Below are 19,550 nucleotides of genomic sequence, written 5' to 3' on the forward strand. Positions count from 1 at the left end.
TTGGTTTATTAAAAAAGGCGGTTCCTCGGGTGCATTACGCACTCGGGAAACCGCCTTTTTGTCTTCAGAGCTGGAGATCAGCTTTTGCTAGTTGATAAACTGGAGAGATTTCAATGTCTTCTCCAGCATCGTAACCGCTTCGGCACGAGTTGCCAGCTTCTGTGGAGCAAAGGAACCGTCTGTTGCTCCTTGGATAATTCCCTCAGCAGCGATTTCTGCTACTGCTGCTTGAGACCAAGCAGGAATGCTTGCTGCGTCACTGAATTTAGCCAGTGCCGCAGGATCGGCATTTAAGGTTTTACCTGTGTACTTGATGGCTTTCGCTAATACCGAGGCCATTTCCTGACGAGTGATTGGGCTACCCGGCTTAAAGCTGCCATCGGTATAACCGGAAATCAAACCGGCTTCTGCTGCGGTGCGTATAGCATCAGCATACCAAGCACTTGAGTTTACATCTTTAAATGTGGTCTCACCATTACCTGTCGCAAGTCCCAGAGAACGCGTAATTAATGCGGCGAACTCAGCACGTGTGATCGACTGTGAAGGAGAGAACGTATCGTTGCTTGTTCCGCTGACAATTAGTTTGGTAGCTAATAGATCAATGGATGATTTAGCCCAGTGTCCGTTAATATCTGCGAACGTTTTGGAAGACTTAACAACGGTGTAGTAGCTGTTGCTGTTCCGTTTAATCGTAACGTCCGTTGTTCCATCTGTTTTAGGAACAAAGATAGCAGGCACGAAGGAGATCTTACCTGAAGCAGGATCGAAGACCACTGCCGTTGCGTTATTTGAATTTAAGGAAGTAGGTACATTGATCGTCCGATTAACATAAGTACTGCCGAAATTGTTCAGCGGCACACTCTTACTTCCGGCTTGCGCTGAAACGCTGAATTCGATTACTGGAGCAGCTAAAGTAGCATTACCTAGCTGTGATGCGATAGCTTGGTTTGTGCTGCTTAGTGTTCCCGAATTCGCTAGTAGAATAGATACCGTAATTGTAAAGTCGCTGGTGCCTAATTGAGCGGCAAGTGCTGCGCTGTTTACAACACGGAGTGGCAAGGAATAAGAAGCGCCATCAGTAGTAAAGGTGAGAACTGTGTTAGGCTGTGCTGCTGCTTGTTTTACAAGCACACTGCCTGGAAGCACTACTTGAGCGCCGCCTGTAGTAGCTTTAACCGGAATAACCAGCTCTTGGCTACCCGCTGGCAGTTCAGCAAGTTGTTTGGTTAGATCAGCAGCATTAATTGTTGTTACTTGTGCTGAAGCAATTGATGCCGCAGTTGGAGCAACAGTTGGTGATGGTGTAGCTGTAGCGGTTGGTACTGTTGGAGCCGATGTTGGTACTGATGTAGGCACTGAAGTTGGATCTGGTGTTGGTACTGGTGTTGGGTCTGGTGTCGGAGTTGGATTTGTCTCCGGCAGTGGTGCACCTTTTAGATCAACAATCCGGCCCTCAACGGCGGAAGTGTTCGCAGTGACCGTTCCAACCTTCTGCAGATACTTCGTAAATACATCAAAGTCCGGTAGGTACAGCAGATTCACGCGACCTTCTTTATAGGCCTTTTCAAGTGAAGTATAGAAATCTCCACCCTTAGCTGTGAAAGCATTCGTAGCTACTTCGTAGGATGCGTTCAGATCCAGAGGGACGTATTTATCCCCGTTTTTCACTTCAATACGCAGTACACGTTCGTTCACAGGTTTCGTAGAGTCGTAATAGAATTTCAACCCTGCAACGTGTGGGAAACGTCCGTCTGCTGCCGGCGTTTTGGAAACCCCGTTCTCCATGGCATCCTTAATTTCTTGTCCAGTCAAAGTGATCGTAACCAGATCGTTGTTGAATGGAAGTACGCCGAGTACTTCGCCTTGTGTGATCGGTCCTTCGTTGATGGATTCGCGAATACCGCCGCCGTTTTGCAGGGCGATTACGGCATTAGTGCCCGCTTTTTGAGCTGCATAAAGCATGCCGTCGGCAATCAGGTTACCAAGATTAGTTTCCTTTGTGCGCACATTATCGCGAACGCCGTTTAGAACAACCTCTGAATTTCCTACTACCTCATTGGTTAGTTCTTGAATACCCGGCTTATACTCCGTATCCAGGATCTTTTTGGCTTCTGGGTCCTCGGCGATAACGTAGTTAGTGCCGTTTTTAGCATCGATGGAGATTAATTGATCTTTCCAATCGGTCAGTACGCCATCTTGGTTAAATTTAACTTCAAGTTGTCCAAGGAAAAGACCTTTTTCACCGGTCTGTACAATAAGCTTCGGTGCGTTAGGATCGCTGTTATCAACAACGGCTTGATTCAGTTGCGTGTGGCTGTGCCCCCCAACGATAATATCAATGCCGTTAACAGCTTTGGCTAACTTGAGATCTTCTTCGTAGCCAAGGTGTGAGAGAACAATGATCTTGTTAACATTCTCTTTTTCAAGCATAGCGACCGTTGCTTCCGCTTTAGCGAAGGCATTCTCAAAGGTCACTTTACCTGGTGAAGCAATGTTCGCCGTGTCTTCTGTCGTCAGACCCATGATGCCGACCTGTTGGCCGTCTACTTCTTTGATCAGCGCAGGGTAGATGGTTCCAGCATTACCTGACCGGCCGATTTCATTGGTGAACATTTTGCTAAGAATATCATCCGCTGAGAAGTTCACGTTGGAGGAGACGAATGGGAACTTAGCGTTGCCGATGAATTTGGACAGTACATCTGAATCTTTATCAAACTCATGATTACCGAAAGTCATAGCATCATATTTGACCAGATTCATAAAGGCCAGATCTGCTTGACCCAGATACTTATTGAAGTAAAGCGTTCCGGAGAACACATCACCTGCGTCTACAAGAATAGGATTCTCTGTAGTCGCCTTGGCATCTTGGATTGCTGTTACACGGCGCAAGATGTTGTTTGGCGAGCTGACAGTATCTAATCCTGCATGTGTATCATTGGTGTGCAGAATGGTTAGTGGGAAGTCTTCAGCAGTATTAAAATCAATCTGTGCCAAAACCGCATCATGATCGGATACCCGGCCATTCGATGGTGAGAAGTCGGCATTTAGATGAACGACATCTACTTTAGAAGAAGCCGTTAGATTTTTACTGACAAGAATATGATCTAGCACTTGAGAGTTTCCGTCATAGGTGTACGTATACTGCTCATTTAAAGGCAATGTATCGATCAAATTGTCTAGTTCTGTACCTTTTAAGAGGGTTGCAGTTTTAGTGAATTGGAAGTCATTCAAATCACCAAGAGCTACGATGTTGGCTTTAGGATTTGCAGTCAGAACCTCTTTGACAAATCCGTTTACGACCGCCGCGATTTTATGGCGCTGTGTTTCACTGGACAATACAGGGGGCTGAACGTTTCCGAAAGGACCGGTATCGCCGCCTTTTGAATTGAAATGGTTAGCGATCACAATTACTGTTTCGCCACCGAATACGAACTGTGCAGCAAGGGGTTTACGTGAACTTGCAAAGGCAGAGTTTGTTGGATCAATTCGGCCCGGATTGTAGGTCAATTGATCTGCCGCTGCATTATATCCAACGGGTTGTGTAGCTGTACCTTTTTGTCCGCTCACACTGTCTGCAAGCTGTACTCTTGCTGGATTGTACAGGAATCCTACGCGAATGTTTCCGCCTGGGGCACCGCCATCCATATTGTTCTCCGGAGCGATGTCTGTGTATTTATATACAGGACCGCCAGCGGTTTCAATGGCTTTAATCAGTTCGGCTGCACTTGCTTCAGTGATTCCATTATTGGTTTCACCATTGCTGTCCTGCATTTCGACAACGCCGATAATGTCAGGTTTTTTCATATTGTTTGTGATGGAGTCGGCTAGTTTCTGGATTTTTGTTGCTCCGACACCGGGGTAGAAGTTTTCAATGTTATACGATGCAATCAACAACTTACTATCATTGACTTCAAGAGTAGTTGTTTCTTGCTTAAAGGTACTTGGAGTGATGGCTGGAAGCTTACCGTTTTCCGGAATCACTTTGAAGTTACCGTTGTTGTATCCGATGACACCAGTAACATCTCCAGCGAACTTATCTCCGGTGATGACTTCTTGCCCCGGATTTCCGTAAGCGATGATGAGGCGCTGAGGATTGTATTGGTTGTATTCTTTGAGAACTAATCCACCAGCTGGTGTGATGACATCAGGTGTATCATTTTCTACTCTTGTAGGGATGTTATAGAGCATAGAATTTCCGCTACCACTTGTCCAATAAGGACTGATAATCGTAGGGGTAGGGAGCTTGACTAGCATACCTTCTAACGATTCGTAGAAATCAATTGCATCTTCATTAGGCTCAAAATTAGCCATGCCGTCATTGTCAATTATGGTAGACGGAATTGCTCTCCCGCCTTTACCAAGTACAACAGGCACCGGCACAGTATAACTTGAAGAGGAGTCCACTTTTATTGAAGTCATAGTAATTTGAGTAGAGGTTAAATTACTTGCGTTACCTTCGTTGTATTCGGAAATAGCTCCACTAACTTGGACTAACTCTCCAATTTGAGGTTTAAGGGATGAATTAGTGCTGTATACAAAAATACCTTCCGAAGTGTTTACATTATCGTCTGGTTGAGGATCTTGCATAAAGAAACCTCTATAAGCGCCAGTTGCAAAGGTGTACCCGTATTGGGTAACGATGCCTTCTACATCAGAAACGTTCTGACCTGTATACTCAGAAGCATGAGATTCTCCTTGAATATCATGTATACGAGGGAGTTCAGACGCTTTATAAGCAAAGGTATAAACCTTACTTGTCTTGCCATCTGCTACGACAATTGCATTGACGGTAAGATCTTGATTAACTGTAATCGGATCTGAATAAAGTTTACTTGCTGTTGTTGGTTCAGTTCCGTTGGTCGTGTAGTAAATCTGTGCTCCAAGAGTAGGGCTGGAAAGGGTCACAGAACTTCCTTTGATGATGCGACCTGCGCCAGGGCTGGCCATAACGGAAAAAGTTTCTTCCACCAAAGCATTTTCGTTAAGTGGAATGAATTGATAAATCGTATTATATTGCTCGATAACCCCAGTGATATTGTCAAAGGTTTTACCCTTAACTAGTTTAGGCAGGGTTGAAAAAATTGTGAATTGTTGTCCACCTTGGCTAGCAGTCACCGTGCTGCCATTTACATTGTCTATGGTCACATTATTCATAGTTACCAGCTGAGCTTCGTGGCTTTCGCCGTTCGCGGCAGACAAGTCGGTTGCGGTGATCAATTTTGGTGCAGGCACCCCAACATTTTGTGCAGCTACATTGTATTGAAGTCCACTTTGGAATTTGATTTCTTGCAGATTGCTGTAGATATCCATTGTGCCGCTTACTTCAACACGATCTCCAACGTTTGCGAACTCTGGAAATCCATAAAGTACGATCCCGCCAGATTCATCCTGAATATACATTTTTGCTGCATTAATGTGAGTTACGATACCTTCTGTTAAAATATTCTGACCTTTACTAGCAAGGCGTGCTGTTGCAACATCTGTTTTGGCCAGAATCGTGTAATCAAAAGTCGATACAGGGCTGTCTGGCATATTTGGTTCTGAAGCATACGCTTTAATCGTAGTGTCCTCAGTTAAGGTAATAGGTCCTGTGTAAGGTTGAAAATTAGTTGAACCACCTGATCCATAAACAGCTGCGTAGACGGATGCTCCAACCGTTGGAGAATTTAAAGATATTTCTGTGCCTACCGGCCAGGCATTAGAGGCTGGTGAAGCTAATACGGAACTAGCAGTCTCCGGTAATTCAGGTAATGTACCGTAGCTGCTGTTTCGTGGACTTGGTGCTTGGACAACAAAATCCGTAGAGTTGTTATCCATATCTAGACCGCGGCTGTCTGCCGGTGCATTAGCCGCAGCTTTACGGATAGCGGCTGTCGTATTGGAGAGAGCAGCGGTCGCACTTCCCTCGACATTTGTGGCTGTTCCGTAGCCAACTAAATCAATCGTTGTACCTGATTTATCAACGAGGTCGACTTTGCCGTTTGTTCCACTCATAGCAAGGATTCCCTTGCTAACATCAGGAGCAGGCAAGTCGGTAGTTCCTCCAGCTCCAGCGGCCTCCTCAATAAGGAAGTATCCATTTGCCGGGATAGTTCCATTTAAGTCTGTTCCACTACTAAAGGTTCCGGCCGCTGAGGTATACCGAACTTTCCATCCAGTCAAATCTACTGGATGATTCGTAGGATTGTATAATTCAATAAAATCATTTTTAAACTCCGCTCCGCCGTTTCCACCACCACCATAGACCTGCGAGATAACAATGTTGCTATTATCCGGTGCTGCCTCGGCAGTCTGGACAGCTGGTAACACACTGCCGGCAACCATTAACATTGCCAGTCCAGTAGCGAACCATTTTCTTACTCTTGAAGAAATAATCATTTGGATAAGTCATTCTCCCCTCGAATCTTTTATTTACAACCTATTAAATCTTAGCATTCAAATGTAAAATGAAAGGTTGTCTTACATGAATATAAATTAAAGTTTGCATCAATTAAATCTAAAAATTGAAATGTTGTGATTTTAGTATAAAAACAGTGCATAAATACAATATTAATAATAAATCTAGTATTTTTATGGTTAATAGAGCACCAACATGTTAATTGCATGTTATGTATATTGTTGAATTCAGTATGGATTACGACAAATTTATTCTAGAGTTTTGTTAATTTTTACATAGGGAAAACAATAGAGATTAAAATTATATTGAATGTATCGGAACAAAAATAATGCCCCTCCAGCTTCTTATCGAGAAGTGGAAGGGCATTATTAATTTAAAATCTATTTGGACAACACAGTATTACTGGTGCGGAAGCTCAAGCCGTTCAATTCCATCCATATATTTACGCAGTGCCTGCGGAATGTAAATGGATCCATCCTCCAGTTGATGATTCTCCAGCAGCGGAATTAGGATCCTTGGTGTAGCCACTGCGGTGTTATTTAAGGTGTGGCAGTATTGCAGCTTACCGTCTGTATCCCGGTAACGAATGCCCGAGCGACGAGCCTGGAAATCGAGCAGGTTGGAAGCCGAGTGTGTCTCTCCGTAGGCATCTCTGCTTGGCATCCAAGTCTCGATGTCATACTGCTTATGTGTCTTCAGGGACATATCTCCTGTGCAGACAGCCATGATCCGATAGGGGAGTTCCAAGAGCTGTAGAATATGCTCTGCATTCGCAAGAATTTCCTGCAGCATGCCCTCCGATACGCCCTCATCATTCCGACATACGATAACTTGTTCAATTTTTGAGAATTGATGAACACGGTACAGGCCACGCACGTCCCGTCCCGCCGATCCTACCTCACGGCGGAAGCAGGCCGACATTCCGGCGAGCCGCATTGGCGAATCCAGTTCGACAATCTCATCGCTATACAGCGAAACAAGCGACACCTCCGATGTGCCTACCAGCCAGCGATTGTCTCCGTTTAGCTCATAGGTCTGATCCATCCCGCCGGGGAAGAAGCCCGTACGTTCCAGCGCTTCCGGACGGACAATCACGGGAACATCCATCACCGTGAAGCCGCGGGCAGTCAGTACATCAATGGCCAGCCGCTGTACAGCGAGATGTAACAACAAGCCTGCACCCTTCAGCACATAGCTGCGTGGGCCGCCTGCTTTGACACCACGGGGGATATCGATGATATCGTGGAGCTCGCCTAGCTCCACATGATCACGCGGTGTAAAGCCGAATTCCGGCAACGTTCCAGTCCGTCGCAGCTCTACATTATCTTTATCATCATGGCCGATCGGTGTATCCTGCGATACAGGGTTTGGTGCGAGCAGCATGAGTTCTCCACAGCGCCGGTCTGCTTCAGTTAGATCTGCCTCATAGAGATTCAGGCGGTTGTTCAGTTCTCTTACTTGTTCTTTAACTGCTTCTCCTGCCACGCTGTCACCCTGTCGTAAAAGTCGTTCAACCTCTTTGGTCAGGCCGTTACGCTGGGCTCTCAACTGTTCCGTATCTTGGCGCAATTCGCGCCGTTTCTCATCCCATTCCAGCAGTTCATCCAGTGGGAAGTCGACTCTTTTCCAAGCCGTAATGTTTCTTACAAGTTCCTGATTGTCTTTGATCCAGTTCATATCCAGCATACCGTTTCGCTCCTTTTTGGTTAAAAAAACGCAAAAAACGCCCTCATCCATGGGACGAGGAGCGTCAGCTCGCGGTGCCACCCAGGTTGATCGAATCTCCTTAACTGCAGGAACAATCCGACCCTCTTTGGTCTTCGCGGTAACGGGCGAAACCCGGTGAACTTAGGGAGTTGTTGTAGACTCCGGTCGCAGACGCCTCACGGTTGGATGCCGATCATTGGCCTGATTGTTGGATTTAATATTGTTGCTTAGTATAACTTAAGAGCGGGAGGAGCGCAAGTGGTTATGGTTTGACAAAAATATCAATTCTACGTTAGGATTAGTATTAATTTAAAGTAATTTTGTCGGGATAATAAATAAAGCAGTGTGAGCTGCTTAAGTGGGATGGAAGAGGTGGAAAAGTGGCTAAAATTGTTGTGATTAACGGAACGCCTTCCCTGGTATCGCGTATCAATGCAGCTATAGAATATGCGGAGGCCAGCTTAACCAATCGGGGCTTCGAGGTTGAGCGTATTAACGTAGCAGAACTACCCGCGGAGGATTTGATTCACACTAAGTTTGAAAGTGAGTCTATCGTCAAAGCCAATGGCCTTGTAGCGGAAGCTGATGCGGTAATCGTGGTTAGCCCGGTTTATAAAGCTTCTTATACAGGCGTGCTGAAGACCTTTTTAGATCTGGTTCCACAAAAGGGATTGGCCGGAAAAGTTGTACTCCCGCTGTTCATGGGCGGCAGTCTTGCACATCTGCTCACAATTGATTACGCATTGAAACCTGTGTTGTCCGTACTGGGCGCACGTTACATTCTTGGCGGCGTTTATGCCGTGGATTCTCAAGTGGTTCGTAATGATCACGGAGTGGTAGAGCTTGCTGAGGAGCTGAAGCTGCGCCTGAACGATGCATTAGATGAGCTTGCAGAAGAAACTACACATCGTGTGGAACGCAAGGCATAAGACTAAGTAGCAAGCCTTCTGTGCTTAGTGCTAATAACAAATGTATAAGCGTCTCTTTCATACCTGATACCAGGGGAGAGGGGCGCTTTTTGCATTATATAAGCTATAGCAAAAAGGCCATCTCACTAAGAAAGTAGAGAATGGCCTCTTTTTTATATAGGGATTGTATATATCCGGTCTTACAAATCGTCGAATCCGTTATCGTCGCCAACCTTACCATAGTTGCGGGACTTGGCTTCGAAGAAGTCAGTTTTGGTAGCATTAAGCGCATCATCGGAGAAAGGTTTGATCCAAGGCATACAGTTAACGTCAACACCTTGATAAGCTTTTTCCATACCCATCAAAGTCAGACGTTTGTTCGCTGTATATTTGATGTAGTCGCTAAGCTCGTTAAGATCAATGCCACGCACGTTAGTAAGTGTGTAGTAAGCCCAGTTGGTTTCGAGCTCTACCGCGCGGTCGATGGTACGGTATACGTAATCCATGTTTTCTTTGGTGTTCAGCTCAGGGAAGTCTACGAGCAGCTGCTTAAATACTTCTGCGAAGAAGTAGCAGTGCTGATTCTCGTCACGTTGAATATAAGAGATCATTTGGCTGGTCGCCATCATCTTCTGGTCACGGGCCAGATTGTAGAAGAAGGCGAAAGTGCTGTAGAAGAAAATCCCTTCCAAGATGAGATCTGCTACCAGCGCATGGAAAAAGGTCTGTCTCGTAGGGTTATCACGGAACTCTTGATAAATATCAGAGATAAACTGATTGCGTTCCAGCAGGACAGGGTCTTTTTTCCAATATTCAAAAATTTCCTTCTGCTCACTCTCCGACACGATAGAGGATAGAACATAGGAATAGGATTGGTTATGCACCACTTCTTGCTGCCCGATAATAGCGGAGATAGCTTCCAAAGAGGAATCGGTGAAATAACGCTTCACGTCGCTCACGAACATCGTCTGCATCGAATCCAGCACAGCGAGTAGGGAGATATTAATCTTAAATACGCGTTGTTCCTCGGCATCCAGCATCGGGAATTGTTGCGCATCCTTGGACATTGGAATTTCATCCGCGATCCAGTGATTAAGCAGCAGCACCTTATACAGCTTGTACATATGAGGCATGCGAATATCGTTCCAGTTCAGAATACCTGAGCATTCACCGTCGATAATGCGTGTGGATTGATTAGGTGCTTCAGTATTAAAAATCTTTTGTAATTGCATTTCTTATCCCTCCATTTTTTGCGCGGGTAATCTTTCTTTGGTGTCTTGTTCATAGAAAGACGGTGATGGAGTAACGGAGAGGAAGTTTGGAGCTGTAGGAGCGTCAGCGACCGCCCGAAAGCTTTCCGTAGGAAAGCTCGCATCGAAAGCATATGCTGTCATCGGATGTCATCCGCTAATAGCGGTAAAGATCAAGACATCTGATGACAATAGCGGCCGGAAGCCCAAACATTCCTCGCAGTTACGAAATTCATCATCGTTTTTCTATTCAGGGCACTAAGATAATTAGCTAGCGCAAGATTCACACTCTTCTATAGTCAAAGCACGGCTACGCACATAATAAGTTGATTTCAAGCCGCCCTTCCAGGCATTCAGATGCAGTTCCAGGAACTCGGTAGCCTTGATGTCAGGACGAACATACAGGTTAAAGCTTTGGCCTTGATCGACGTGACGCTGGCGAGCAGAAGCCATGCGGATCGACCAGTTTTGGTCAATTGTAAATGCTGTCTTATAGTACCAGATCGTTTTGTCGGACAGATCCGGTGCTGGGTTAGCGATCTTATAAGTTGTTTTCTCTTCATAGGATAGCAGTTCATACAGCGGATCAATGCTGGCGGTGGAGCCGGCAATAATCGATGTAGATCCATTTGGCGCAATGGCGAACATCCAAGCGTTACGCACGCCGTCCTTAGCTACTTCTTCTTGCAGCTCGCGCCATTGCTCAGTCGTTACATATTTACCTTCTTGCTCACCGCTAACATACCCGCGGGAAGTGAAGTATGCGCCAGTCTCCCAATCGGAGCCAGCAAATTTCGGATAACGGCCTTTTTCACGGGCAAGCTCCATGCTCGAACGAACCAACAGGTAGTTGATATGTTCATATAAATGATTGTTATATTCTACGGCTTCATCGGATTCCCAACGAATGCCCTTGAGTGCCAATAGATGATGCAGGCCGAATGTGCCAAGACCTACTGCGCGGTACTGGCTGTTCGTGTATTGTGCCTGCAGAACTTCAATATTATTAATGTCGATTACGTTATCAAGCATACGGACTTGGATCGGAACAAGTCTTTCTAATACGCCAGCTGGAATCGCCCGTGCCAAGTGAATTGAATTCAGGTTGCAGACTACGAAGTCGCCAGGGATTTTGGAAATAACGATCCGGGTCTGGCCATTTTTAGTTACTAATTCTTCTTGTTCAATTACTGTTGCAGACTGATTCTGCATAATTTCTGTGCACAGGTTGGAGGAGAAAACCATACCTTGATGACGGTTTGGGTTGGTCCGGTTCACGGTATCACGGTAGAACATGTACGGTGTACCCGTCTCTAGCTGTGATTTCATAATCCGTTTCATGATGTCGATCGCAGGAACAGTGATCCGGGATAATTCCAGGTTCGCTGTAGCTTCAGCATATTTTTCACGGAAAGTACCTTTGCCAAGCTCTTCATCGTAGAAATCTTCCAATCCTAGTGGACGGCCATTTTTATCAGTCCAGCCCATGACCTTTTTCACTTCATGAGGGCAGAAGAGGTTCCAGTGGCTGCGCGATTCTACAGCTTCCATGAACAGGTCAGGCAGGGAGACCCCGTGGAACACGTCATGTGCACGCATACGCTCGTCACCGTTGTTCAGCTTAAGATCAAGGAAAGCGAGAATATCTTTATGGAATACATCAAGATAAACAGCTACAGCACCCTTACGTGTGCCCAGCTGGTCTACGCTGACTGCTGTATTGTTCAACTGGCGAATCCAAGGGATTACGCCGGAGCTTGTGTTCTTGTGGCCACGGATATCCGAACCACGTGCCCGTACTTTTCCAAGGTAAACGCCGATGCCGCCACCCATTTTGCTTAGACGTGCTACGTCTGTATTGGAGTCAAAGATACCCTCTAGGGAATCGTCTACAGTATCAATAAAGCAGCTGGATAGCTGTCCAGCGACCTTTTTGCCGGCATTAGACATTGTAGGTGTAGCAGCAGTCATGTAGATGTTGCTCATAGCCCAATAAGCTTCTTTTACAAGCTCAAGACGTTTCTCAGCTGGCTCACGGTGCATCAGGTACATGGCAATAATCATATAACGTTCTTGTGGAAGCTCCATCACACGGCCGTCAAAATCATGCGCCAAATAACGGTCGGATAGCGTAAGCAGACCGATATAGTCAAACAAAAGGTCGCGTGTATAATCGATACACCCACCTAGTTCGATAATTTGTTCTTTGGTGTAATGACTTAGAAGTTCTTCGCGATAGATTCCTTTTTTCACGAGATCCGTAATTAGTGGATACAATTCACCGTAAGGCTCTTCTGGATAAGCTTTGTAGCGGCGATGAACGGCAGCTTTTTTATAAAGGGTTGTCAGAAGGGCGCGGGCAGCTGCGAACTTCCAGGTAGGCTCTTCTTTTGTTACAAGCTCTAGAGCGCTCATGGTGAAGGCGTTGCTGATTTCTTCTCCGCTTACCGAGTCACGACGCAGTTTGGAATTCACTCCACGCAGCAAAGTTTCTTTATTTAGTTGATCGAGACCTTCCAGAATACGGTCAGCGTAGACGGAAAGACGGTTCTCATCAAAAGCCAGTTGGCGATTATCCGGTTTTACTACGAATTGCGGCATGGTTAGTTCATCCCTTCTTATTTCAAATTAATTTTCAATATCAAAAATTGATATATTATAGCGCAGCAGGCTGCCACAGAAAGACCTCCGAGCCGTTCATGCTGGCCGGAATGTCGATAATGCGTTGGTTGGAGCTTCCCCGGTAGAGAAGCGTAGTATCTTTCAGTTCTTCTACAAATTTTCCATCTATTAACACCTGACACTGCTTAAGTAGATCCCATTCCGGTGTACCGGGAAGGGCTGTAAGTTCGTCGTACGTATAACCACTGTAAATCCAGATTGAGAAGCCTGGCAGTACAGCGCGAAGCTCATGAATGAACCCCAGCAACTCTTCTGCTGAGAAAAAAGGATCGCCGCCTGCCAGTGTCAGACCATCCAGCAAAGGGTTAGCGGCGATTTCTGCAATAATTTCATGTTGTCGTTCTAAGGTGAAGACTTCTCCATATTTAAAGTTCCATGTCTCGGGATTAAAACATCCCGGGCAACGATGGCGGCAGCCGCTGAGAAAGAGGACGGCCCGCATGCCCTCTCCCTCGTTAATCGACTCCGGATAGTAACCGCAAATATTCATAGATGCTTAACGCGATCCCGTACTTCAGCTTGTTTGGCGGCATTAAAGCGGGTCTGATAGTCGCCGGTTAAATAACCTGTAACTCTGCGCAAACGGCGGATGTGCACGTCATTCTCATGTGCGTTGCAGGAAGGACAGTTTGTCCCAATTACGCCTTCGTATCCACAGCTGGAGCAGCGGTCAATCGGATGGTTAATGCTGAAATAGCTGACCTGTTGTTCGAGCGCATATTTAATGATTTTGATAAAAGCCGATGGGTTATTGCGGGCATTGCCGTTTAATTCGACATAAGAAATAGCCCCGGCATTGCAATATTCATGGAAAGGAGCTTCCAAGCTGATCTTCTGAGCAGCACCCAGATCGAAGTATACAGGGATGTGAAAAGAGTTCGTATAATATTCACGGTCGGTTACGCCCGGAATGGAACCCAGTACCTTGCGGTCAACTTTTGTGAATTTACCGGACAAACCTTCTGCTGGAGTTGCGAACAGAGTGATGTTGAGATCCAGTTCCTCACTTTTCCGATCGCAATAGTCCCGCATATGACGCACAATAGCCAGCGCCTTGGCATGAACTTCCATATCCTCGCCATGGTGTTTGCCGTACATAGCTTTCATACATTCCGCCATACCGATGAAGCCAAGAGACAGGCTGCCATGCTTTAGCAGATCGCCTACAGTGTCATCAGGTGCAAGATGCTCGCCGCCTTCCCAGACGCCTTCTCGCATCATGAAATCGGAAGCTTTAGCTTTTTGTGCGGTTTGAATGTGGAACCGATGAAGAAGTCCTTCCAGCGCAATATCCATATAATGATTTAGATCTTCATAGAAGCCAGCTTCGTCTGCGACGGTACGTCTGCCTGTTACTGTGCCGTGTGCCAGACCTAGCCGAACCAGATTCAGTGTATTAAAGGAAAGGTTGCCCTTTCCAGAGCAATGATTACGACCAAAACGGTCACCGAGCACTCGGGTTCGGCAGCCCATTGTAGCGAACTCCGTATCAGGATCACTTGGATCATAATACTGCAAGTTGAGCGGAGCGTCCAGATTAGCGAAGTTTGGATATAGTCTGCGCGCAGAACATTCAGCCGCTTTTAGGAACAGTTCATAGTTAGGATCGCCTTGCTGTTGATTGATTCCTTGCTTGCATTTGAAGATTTGAATCGGGAACACTGGTGTTTCTCCGCTGCCAAGTCCGTTCATAGTTGCTGTTAGCAGAGAACTGATCACAAGCTGACCTTCTGGTGAAGTACAAGTACCGTAGTTGATGCTGGTAAACGGTATTTGTCCACCGGATCGGCTGGACATGGTATTCAGATTATGTACCATACTTTCAGCCGCTTGCAGGGTTTCGATTTCGGTTTCCTTTAGTGCAAAACGGAACGCTCTTGGATATAACTCCGCCAGATCGGTCCGGCTCATCGTAATCTCGCCCAAAGATTCATCAGCTTGTCCTTCTTCAAAATAATCCAGACCCTTGCGGAACAGCTTGGCGAAGGATTTGGTTACATAAGGTGCCAGATCATAGTCGAGTTTATTGGCGGATACACCACCATATTGAGCATTTTGCTGGGATTGGAAAATAATCGCTACCAGAGACATAGCTGTCATTATTGAGTTCGGAGGACGAACGCTGCCGTTGCCGGTATTGAAACCTTCACGGAGAAGTTTATCAAACGGGATAAAAATACAGTTCGTCGTTCCAATCGCGTATTGATCCAGATCATGCACATAGACGACATTGTCATCAATAGCCTGCACTAGCTGCGGCGGCATCGTAAAATTGCGGGCGTACCATTTTGAATATTCACTGCCGAACTTGCTCATTTTACCGGAGAAACTCTCTCCATTCAAATTGGCATTCTCGCGCAATAGGTCCATATCCCGACTGTCGATAATATCCCGGCCTAAATCAATGAGCTCTTCTAAAAGAACTTCCCGTGCATTTTCTACTCCATTAAATTGTCTCTCCAACAACGTCATTGTACAGCTCTCCTCTCAGTATAAAAGAAAACATCTATCATCAAATCCATATATCCATAGGAAGTTGGACTGCCATAAGCAGTCGTATATTTGTTCTGATTACATAAAAAAAGCATCCCCTACCCGAGGATGGCAGAAAATGCCCGATGCGTTATGTAAATATCCACACGGATATTTGCAGAGGTCTCTACGTAGATGACCGCATGCGGACACCATCCCTGTTCCTCGCAGGCATCAATAGTTGGTGTCGTCGAAACAGGTAGGTCTCCTGGCTTCCGTGGGATCTCTCGGCGCCTTCCCAAGGGTGTTCCTAACCCTCAGTGGCATCTGCCGGGAGATGTGGATTCTCAAGCTTCCCAGAAGCTTAAGAAGGCCATCCGGTTACAGTGGCGGGACCGCAGCGGATTCTCACCGCGCTTCCCTATTAAGCTCTAAATCCGGTTAAGGATCAAAGCGCCTGTCTCCACTATATTTTGTTGTCGTTAGATAAAAATAACCCAAGATGTTGTGTTTGTAAACAGTTTTTTAGAAAACCCGCGCGGGGAGCGGGTTCTTTAAAAGTACTCCACAAATGATCCACAGGCTGTCCATAAGTAATCCACAATTGATCCACAGGGAGATGCGAAATGATTCATAAATTGTCCGAAAAGATGCCACAAAGAGTCCATAAATATAGTGCAGATGACCCTAGAATTTGCGCATGAGAAAATACTCTTAGCCCAAAGTCATATTTTGAAGTAATCAGAAGAAATAGAAAAGATAAGGGAGGATAATCTTGCTTAGTTTGTGACAGAGCGGTGGAATTGTTACAATGGAAGAAGATAGGTACTATAAAATTTCGAGGAGGTATTCTCATGCCTATTGCTGAAGTTACAGTTATTCCAATTGGAACAGGCAGTACCAGTCTTAGCAGCTATGTTGCGGATATGCAGCGGGTGCTGAAGACAGTAGAAGGGATTACATATGAACTTACGTCCATGGGGACGATCATCGAAGGGCCTCTGCAACGCATTTTTGCCGCGGTAGAAGCTTTGCATGAGTCTCCTTTTGCCGCAGGTGCAGAACGTGTCTCTACCTCACTTAAAATAGACGACCGCCGCGATAAACCCTCCACTAGCCGTGGAAAGTTAGAGTCTGTGGAGCGTAAGCTACAGGTGGATTAGCAGTTTAGGAGGGCGGAAAACAGGGAGAAATAGGCTTGCGTTTCTGGCTGAAAGTTGTATAATATTTTTTGTTTGACAGAAAAATCAGCCTTAAGCTGGTGTAGCTCAGGGGTAGAGCAACGCACTCGTAATGCGTAGGCCGGGGGTTCAATTCCCTTCACCAGCATCCCAAAAAACCATACGTGGCGCGGATTTCCGAGGGTTCGGGACCGCGTCATTTTTCATTAAATCCCCTGGCTTCTAACATTCTTCTAAAAGATAAGACATGGCGAAATCGCTAATGAAAACGGTATGACTAGTGGTCACTGTCGAGCAGATGGAAGGCGTGTCGCAAGCTGACAGCAGTCAGAATGAAGGATGGTGGAGGAGGAGCAGCATAAGCTGCTTTTCTCTTGCGGGGGCAGATTGGTTAGATGGTAATTACTATAAAAATAAAAAAAGACACCACAAGGTGTCTTAGTACAGATACTTTTCGCTCGAATTTCACGAGCTCGTCAGTGAACTGAGTTCATAAGCAAGACTGGCTACGGCTAACAGATGAAGAGATAAAGTAATATCAATGTTAAAATGTGCGGTAATATTAATTTTCATAGATAACCACGCTCCTAAAGTATAAATACACATAAAGAAAACTTTATAAAGCGCTTGGCCTGCCATCATCAGTGCCAGGTAGCCATCCTGTACAGACGCCTTAGCGTTTCGACAGTAACATTATACTTAATATTTTGTGTTTTGCAAACCAAAGCCCCCTTAAGACTGAAATAATGAGCAATGTGACAATTATGTCATTCTGAATTGAATATTGTTAGGTTAATCGATGGGGAAGTTTACGTGTCTCCCTTATACTGGAAATTAAATGATTTTATTTCCGAAAGGGGACAATCCACTGATGACTGACGTAATTAAAGCAATAATACTTGGCATAATAGAGGGCTTAACTGAATTTTTACCAGTATCATCTACTGGACACCTTATTTTAGCAGGCGATTTGCTTAGCTTTGAGGGAGATGCTGCAATAACTTTTAAAATTGTTATTCAGTTGGGTGCAGTGATGGCAGTTCTAATTCTTTATTGGAAAAGGTATTTGGAAATTGGGGTTAATATGATTAGAATGGATTTTTCCAAAAGCAAAGGATTAAATGTCATTCATATGATTTTGGCTATGTTACCAGCATTAATCCTATATCTTCTCTTCAAGGACACAATAAAAAGCCAATTATTTGGCCCAACCCCTGTTTTGATCGGTCTAGTTGTTGGTGGCGTGTTGATGATCATTGCAGCGCGAAATAGGCGGACTGAAACCGCTGATACTATCGATGGGATTAATTATAAACAGGCTTTCGGAATTGGTCTGTTCCAATGCTTGGCGTTATGGCCGGGATTTTCGAGATCAGGTTCGACAATTTCAGGTGGCCTGTTGCTTGGCACTAGCCAAAAAGCCGCCGCAGATTTTACATTCCTTATTTCTGTGCCAGTTATGTTTGGTGCAAGCTTGTTGGATTTGTACGATAGTCGTGATTTGCTGAGTTCTGACGATTTACTTCTAATGTTAATTGGCTTTGCGACATCCTTTCTTGTGGCAATGATTGCAGTAGTGACGTTCATCAAACTGATTAAGCGACTTCGATTGGAGTGGTTTGCTCTATACCGGTTTGTTTTAGCAGCTCTCTTCTATTTAATTGTCATACAGTAATTGGATTAATCAATATGAACATCATGGGAAAGAAGCTTTTAAAAAGGGCTATACATCATATCCTGCACAGATTAAACTAGAGGTTCAAAACAAGGGGAAATCACCAAACAAGACAAAGCTCAAGTAGTCTATGAACTAAGGAATGAATTTTCGGTGAAAGCACTTCTACAGCTAGCCATTATCCCTCGTTTGTTTCTTCTACCATTAATATCACAAAGTGATTTTACAAGTGTTTGGGAATATGAAAAACCCCACCAGTTTAAGGTGGGGCTTTTGCTTACCAAGTATTATAGTTCGATTGATACTTAACTTGTTTATTCTCATAGCTCTCATTGGGGTAATCACGTCTGACAGACTGCAAGTAGCCTGAAATTGCAAATGCTGCAATAAGCCCTCCTATAATTCCTGTGATTAAGCTGAATGTTGAAAATCCGAATGTGGCAACTACTCCAATGGAAGACAATGCTACAAGCAATAGACTCAATATTTTCATCTTTATACACACCTCCATTTTGTATATGTAGTAATTTGAAAATTAAGATTGATACGTTACTATATTTGATCGGTTTCGATAAAAATAATAATATTTCAGCAAATCTTTAGACGGGCTTCATACTTATTTAAGCTAAGAGGATTATAGTAATCACATAACCCCCTTATAAAATAGATCTAGACCCTGCCGAAAGTGGTGGGGTCACTTTTTTGCACAGAGTGCATTTATAAATATGGATTTCTCCTTAAATCTACACAAAGAAGCGCCGCCCCTTTTGGAGACGTCGCTTCTTTATAGTAGATTCTATTCTTTTTGCTCAATTCTTGATTTTGGTGATTTTTTTGGCGGTAACTTGTGCAGGGAATGAATCATCACTTACTTCAAAAAATACTTTAATCTCATCGCCTTTTTTATATTTAGAAGGTGCAACTTTATTTACCCAAATGGCTTGAGAGTACTCATTAGATTCGAGCACCTCCTTGTATTCCTTGTTCAAGTCTTCTTCTTTTAATTCGGAAATTACTAAAATTCTTTTATTTTCTACATCTATTGTATGTACAATTCCTTTCAAAACTTCATCATTCTTACTACAGGCGGTGACTAATAACAAAAAAACAAAAATAAGAGTCCATTTAATAGTAGTACGTGGTTTTTGAATCATGGACCTTCCCCTCTAGTGGTTACGACATTAGTTTAAAATCGGTTGCACAGGCATAGCATTTAGTACATTACCAATATAAGAATAAACAGCAGCATATCCATTATGACGACCTTTATTGATTCCC

Annotated in this window: 11 protein-coding genes, 1 tRNA gene and 1 riboswitch; of the genes, 4 read left to right on the plus strand and 8 right to left on the minus strand. The window is 44.7% G+C overall.

Annotated features, from left to right (window positions below):
- Positions 1-87: 87 nt before the first annotated feature.
- A complete protein-coding gene (locus MKZ16_RS02345) occupies positions 88-6,378 on the minus strand; it encodes a 5'-nucleotidase C-terminal domain-containing protein (protein ID WP_076103857.1) in 6,291 nt (2,096 codons plus the stop codon).
- Between the two features lie 418 nt (positions 6,379-6,796).
- Complete coding sequence (gene serS / locus MKZ16_RS02350; protein WP_036682588.1) at positions 6,797-8,083, minus strand: serine--tRNA ligase; 1,287 nt, start codon at positions 8,081-8,083, stop codon at positions 6,797-6,799.
- A 401-nt stretch (positions 8,084-8,484) separates the two neighbouring features.
- Here serS and ssuE point away from each other — a divergent pair, with 401 nt between their 5' ends.
- Positions 8,485-9,033 carry an NADPH-dependent FMN reductase gene (gene ssuE / locus MKZ16_RS02355; protein WP_076103859.1) on the plus strand — a complete coding sequence of 183 codons (549 nt, stop codon included), beginning with the start codon at positions 8,485-8,487 and terminating at the stop codon, positions 9,031-9,033.
- A 179-nt stretch (positions 9,034-9,212) separates the two neighbouring features.
- Here the strand turns inward: ssuE and MKZ16_RS02360 are convergent, their stop codons facing one another.
- The 4 genes from MKZ16_RS02360 to MKZ16_RS02375 form a co-directional block, all read right to left on the minus strand.
- Positions 9,213-10,244 carry a ribonucleotide-diphosphate reductase subunit beta gene (locus MKZ16_RS02360; protein ID WP_036682584.1) on the minus strand — a complete coding sequence of 344 codons (1,032 nt, stop codon included), beginning with the start codon at positions 10,242-10,244 and terminating at the stop codon, positions 9,213-9,215.
- A gap of 285 nt (positions 10,245-10,529) precedes the next feature.
- Positions 10,530-12,863, minus strand: coding sequence for a ribonucleoside-diphosphate reductase subunit alpha (locus MKZ16_RS02365; RefSeq protein WP_076103862.1), 2,334 nt, complete (start codon positions 12,861-12,863; stop codon positions 10,530-10,532).
- 55 nt (positions 12,864-12,918) lie between these two features.
- The gene (gene nrdG, locus MKZ16_RS02370) at positions 12,919-13,434 is read right to left on the minus strand and encodes an anaerobic ribonucleoside-triphosphate reductase activating protein (protein ID WP_076103865.1); all 516 of its coding nucleotides are present in this window, start codon (positions 13,432-13,434) and stop codon (positions 12,919-12,921) included.
- A complete protein-coding gene (locus MKZ16_RS02375) occupies positions 13,431-15,416 on the minus strand; it encodes an anaerobic ribonucleoside triphosphate reductase (RefSeq protein ID WP_076103867.1) in 1,986 nt (661 codons plus the stop codon). The genes nrdG and MKZ16_RS02375 overlap by 4 nt, the downstream gene beginning before the upstream one ends.
- A 240-nt stretch (positions 15,417-15,656) precedes the next feature.
- Positions 15,657-15,892, minus strand: a riboswitch (cobalamin riboswitch).
- A 378-nt stretch (positions 15,893-16,270) separates the two neighbouring features.
- Between MKZ16_RS02375 and MKZ16_RS02380 the strand changes: the two genes are divergently transcribed.
- The 3 genes from MKZ16_RS02380 to MKZ16_RS02390 all read left to right on the plus strand — a co-directional run bounded on the left by MKZ16_RS02380 (position 16,271) and on the right by MKZ16_RS02390 (position 18,272).
- Positions 16,271-16,579, plus strand: a complete 309-nt coding sequence (locus tag MKZ16_RS02380; protein ID WP_036682575.1) for an MTH1187 family thiamine-binding protein — start codon at positions 16,271-16,273, stop codon at positions 16,577-16,579.
- Between the two features lie 94 nt (positions 16,580-16,673).
- Positions 16,674-16,745: transfer RNA gene (locus tag MKZ16_RS02385), tRNA-Thr, on the plus strand.
- Positions 16,746-17,468: 723 nt separating this feature from the next.
- The gene (locus tag MKZ16_RS02390) at positions 17,469-18,272 is read left to right on the plus strand and encodes an undecaprenyl-diphosphate phosphatase (protein ID WP_038568497.1); all 804 of its coding nucleotides are present in this window, start codon (positions 17,469-17,471) and stop codon (positions 18,270-18,272) included.
- Positions 18,273-18,549: 277 nt separating this feature from the next.
- Here the strand turns inward: MKZ16_RS02390 and MKZ16_RS02395 are convergent, their stop codons facing one another.
- Together MKZ16_RS02395 and MKZ16_RS02400 are read right to left on the minus strand one after the other, a co-directional pair.
- Positions 18,550-18,765, minus strand: a complete 216-nt coding sequence (locus MKZ16_RS02395; RefSeq protein ID WP_038568499.1) for a hypothetical protein — start codon at positions 18,763-18,765, stop codon at positions 18,550-18,552.
- A 316-nt stretch (positions 18,766-19,081) separates the two neighbouring features.
- Positions 19,082-19,426, minus strand: a complete 345-nt coding sequence (locus MKZ16_RS02400; protein ID WP_076103868.1) for a DUF3221 domain-containing protein — start codon at positions 19,424-19,426, stop codon at positions 19,082-19,084.
- Positions 19,427-19,550: the final 124 nt, after the last annotated feature.

The organism is Paenibacillus sp. FSL R5-0928 (assembly GCF_037970385.1).
GTDB lineage: Bacteria > Bacillota > Bacilli > Paenibacillales > Paenibacillaceae > Paenibacillus_AQ > Paenibacillus_AQ odorifer.

Excerpts from the sequence above, each read along its gene's own strand:
- MKZ16_RS02375 (WP_076103867.1), bottom strand. The coding sequence starts at position 15,416 with ATGACGTTGTTGGAGAGACAATTTAATGGAGTAGAAAATGCACGGGAA.
- MKZ16_RS02360 (WP_036682584.1), bottom strand. The coding sequence starts at position 10,244 with ATGCAATTACAAAAGATTTTTAATACTGAAGCACCTAATCAATCCACA.
- MKZ16_RS02395 (WP_038568499.1), bottom strand. The coding sequence starts at position 18,765 with ATGAAAATATTGAGTCTATTGCTTGTAGCATTGTCTTCCATTGGAGTA.
- MKZ16_RS02365 (WP_076103862.1), bottom strand. The coding sequence starts at position 12,863 with ATGCCGCAATTCGTAGTAAAACCGGATAATCGCCAACTGGCTTTTGAT.
- MKZ16_RS02380 (WP_036682575.1), top strand. The coding sequence starts at position 16,271 with ATGCCTATTGCTGAAGTTACAGTTATTCCAATTGGAACAGGCAGTACC.
- nrdG (WP_076103865.1), bottom strand. The coding sequence starts at position 13,434 with ATGAATATTTGCGGTTACTATCCGGAGTCGATTAACGAGGGAGAGGGC.
- MKZ16_RS02390 (WP_038568497.1), top strand. The coding sequence starts at position 17,469 with ATGACTGACGTAATTAAAGCAATAATACTTGGCATAATAGAGGGCTTA.
- serS (WP_036682588.1), bottom strand. The coding sequence starts at position 8,083 with ATGCTGGATATGAACTGGATCAAAGACAATCAGGAACTTGTAAGAAAC.
- MKZ16_RS02400 (WP_076103868.1), bottom strand. The coding sequence starts at position 19,426 with ATGATTCAAAAACCACGTACTACTATTAAATGGACTCTTATTTTTGTT.
- MKZ16_RS02345 (WP_076103857.1), bottom strand. The coding sequence starts at position 6,378 with ATGATTATTTCTTCAAGAGTAAGAAAATGGTTCGCTACTGGACTGGCA.